At 60.0% G+C, this 3,344-nt stretch carries 2 protein-coding genes and 1 pseudogene; all 3 read left to right on the top strand.

Features of this window, described 5'->3' with window-relative positions; genetic code table 11:
- Positions 1–941 precede the first annotated feature (941 nt).
- Positions 942–1,682, top strand: coding sequence for a response regulator (locus HDE77_RS20170; RefSeq protein WP_184419713.1), 741 nt, complete (start codon positions 942–944; stop codon positions 1,680–1,682).
- Positions 1,679–3,007 carry a HAMP domain-containing sensor histidine kinase gene (locus HDE77_RS20165; protein WP_184419712.1) on the top strand — a complete coding sequence of 443 codons (1,329 nt, stop codon included), beginning with the start codon at positions 1,679–1,681 and terminating at the stop codon, positions 3,005–3,007. The genes HDE77_RS20170 and HDE77_RS20165 overlap by 4 nt, the downstream gene beginning before the upstream one ends.
- Before the next feature lie 204 nt (positions 3,008–3,211).
- Positions 3,212–3,344: pseudogene (locus HDE77_RS20360) on the top strand (IS5/IS1182 family transposase); the annotation flags it as partial.

Raw genomic sequence — 3,344 nt, 5'->3', positions numbered from 1 at the left:
CCTTGTCCATATCGCCCAGGAACCGCTCGCGCCGCGTCGGCTTCTTCTTCGACTCGAAACTCAACGACGCAAACGAACGCTGTTTCGTGGGGGGGCGCTTCCTGGAGACTGGTCGCTATGATGCCTGAGGCGAGGAATAGATCAGAGCATCCTAAGAAGACGTTGATGCCTTATTGACCGCAATTCGCGAGCTTATTGATGCATGAGTCGTTCTACCAACCCTTTCACTACTCAGCACACACGCATAGAGCGCGGCGGATGCCGGACTCTATGCGTGTGTGCTACTTAAAAGGAGTCTGTCATGCATCTCGTTCAATCCATGGTGTTGACGTGCAGAGAATTCTGACCCGGGATGTGCATCGAAAAGTGACCCACCCGTAGAGCCGTTATTGGCCGGATTTTGCATCGGTGTTTCGGTGCTTGAATCGGTACGGATCATTGCCAGTTTCGATGATGTCACAGTCCGATCGTACGGTGCGTATTGCACGAGTGTTCGCTGAAGCTGCCACGTTGTTTGGCGATGAACAGATGGCCAAGAATTGGTTTGCTGCACCGGCGCAGTACATGATAGGGGAGCCGGCCATCTCCCCTATGTTCCTTTCGGTGACTGACTCCGGTGCGCGATTGATGGACCCGAACATTCGGCAGCACTGCTTACGGTATTTACTGACCCTGAGCGCTGGTGGCCCGCGTCATCTCCATGACGGCGCGGGTCGAGGCTATACGATGTGCACCACCTTCGAGCCATAGTCTGATGAAGGTAGGTGTCGCGTGGACGGGTATGCCGGCATTCGTCTCGCGTTGTGCGGCTGCCGAAAGCCGGAGGCGGTCGCCGACGTCATTTTGGACGCGGCGGGCGCGAAACTCTGATCTCTCGCAGGTTCATGCTAAGGAGATTAAGCTAGAGTCATCGGACGTCGTCCTTTCGTTATCGGAAATTCATGGAGCAGATCGACCACATCTTGGTCGTCGATGACGACCAAGACATCCGCGAATTGGTCGCCGCCTACCTTCGCAAGAATGGTCTTCGCGCTTCGACGGTTGCCAGTGGGCGCGAGATGTGGGCGACGCTCGACATCTGCCCTGTCGACCTGATCGTTCTGGACGTGATAATGCCAGGCGATGACGGATTGCTGCTGTGTCGGAACCTCCGTATCGGCAAGCATCGATCAGTTCCCATCGTTATGTTGACTTCCCGGGACGACGAAACCGACCGGATCGTCGGCCTAGAAATGGGTGCCGACGATTACGTGGTGAAGCCGTTTTCCATGCGTGAGTTGCTTGCCCGGATCAAGGCAGTGATGCGGCGCACCAGGCTGCTGCCGCCCAACTTGCGGGTGACAGACGCCACTCGGCTGATCGCCTTCGGTGCGTGGCGGCTCGATACAATAGCGCGGCACCTGCTCGATGGGGACGGCACCATCGTTGCGCTGAGCGGTGCCGAGTTCCGGCTGCTCAGTGCGTTCATCGACCACAAGCAATGTGTGCTGACGCGTGACCAGCTGCTCAACCTGACTCGGGGACGAGACGCTGAACCGTTCGACCGCTCGATCGACCTGCTGGTGTGTCGCTTGCGTCAGCGATTGCTTGACGACCCGCGGGAACAGACGTACATCAAGACGGTCAGGAGTGAAGGCTACGTATTCTGCCAGCCGGTCACCCTCGTCGGTGGAGAGGCATGAAGGCGCTCCGCGCGGCCGCTTCGCGCCTGCGGCCACGGTCAATGGCGGCGCGGCTTTACCTGATCCTGTTCGCCGGTGTGTTCGTGGCGCACGGCCTGTCGTTCGGGTTGCTATTCTTTGAGCGTTACGAAAGCTCCAAGACGATGTTGCTGGGCAGTATTGAGCTGGACGTTGCAACGGCGGTGGCGTTGCTCGATCGGGTCCCTGCGGCTGAACGCGCATCCTGGCTTCCCCTGCTGGAACGCAGGACCTATCGCTACATTCTCGGGCCGGGACTCGGCGGTGGTGAGCTATCGACGGGCACTTCCCGCGAGATCACTGGTCTCATTGCCTCCAAGCTCGATGGCCGCTTTTCGTGGCACGCGAACATGGTCTCGACGCGTTCCGGACGCTTCCAGTTGCATGTCAGGTTGCACGATGGCGCGCCACTGACGATCGATATCACACCTTCGATCCTGCCGATCGCGAGTTGGCTTCCGTTCGTCTTCGCCGTCCAGATGACGCTTCTTTTGCTGTGCGCTCTGCTCGCCGTAAGGCTTGCGACGCGCCCGCTCGCACGTCTGGCGCGAGCGGCCGAAACGCTGACCCTCAGCGGTGGTGCGACGCGGCTCGAAGAAGGCGGTCCCACGGAAGTCGCCTTTGCGATCGCCGCCTTCAATGCCATGCAGGAGCGCATTACGGAACACTTGCGTGAGCGTTTGCAGATCCTGGCCGCCATCTCACACGATCTGCAGATCCCGATTACCCGGATGGCGCTTCGAATCGAGTCGATGGACGACTTGCCCGAACGCGACCGCCTCAACGGTGACCTCGGTGTAATGCAACACCTGGTTCGCGAAAGCGTTGCGTATGCGCGCAGCATGCATGGTTCGTCCGAACCGCCGTGTCGGATCGATCCGGATGCGTTCCTCGACTGCCTGATCTGTGACTACCAGGACGCGGGCAAGACCGTGACGCTCTCCGGCCACGTCGGTAAACAGGTCGTAACGCGCCCGCATGCGTTGCGGCGGACGGTCAGCAACCTGCTGGATAACGCTATCGCCTACGCCGGCGCGGCCGAGCTCACCGTTCAGGGAGGTGGTAGGCAGCCCCTTCTGATATCGGTACTGGATCGCGGACCGGGCATTCCGACGCATGAATTGGAAGCGGTGCTCCAGCCGTTCTATCGCGTAGAAGGATCGCGCAGCCGCGAAACTGGGGGAACCGGCCTTGGCCTGGCCATCGTTCACCAGCTCTCTATGGTCCTCGGCGGCGAATTGTCGCTACGCAATCGCGAAGGCGGCGGCCTGGAGGTCGAGTTGCGACTACCTCCGCTGTCCGGCTGATCGGCTGGCACCTTCGCGGCGCCCAGCGGCGGCGGAGGCAGGTTGCGTTGGCGATCCAGGTTCTTGGCCACGGTGTGGATCGTCTGCGGACATCTGCTGAAGTCGATTCTCACGTGACTCATGTGGAGTGGCGCCTAAGGATGCTCTGATCTATTCCACGCCTCAGGCTTCATTGCGACCAGTCTCCAGGAAACGCCTCCCTCCATGAAATGGCGTTCGTTTGCGTCGTTGAGTTTCTAGTCGAAGAAGCCGACGCGGCGCGAGCGGTTCCTGGGCGATATGGACAAGGTGGTGCCGTGGGAAGCACTGCTGGCGTTGATCGAACCCAGCTATCCGA

The sequence above is a fragment of the Rhodanobacter sp. MP7CTX1 genome, assembly GCF_014205795.1.
In the GTDB taxonomy this organism is placed as follows: domain Bacteria; phylum Pseudomonadota; class Gammaproteobacteria; order Xanthomonadales; family Rhodanobacteraceae; genus Rhodanobacter.
Note: the sequence above shows the minus strand (reverse complement) of the source record. Positions and strands in the feature narration are given on the sequence as shown.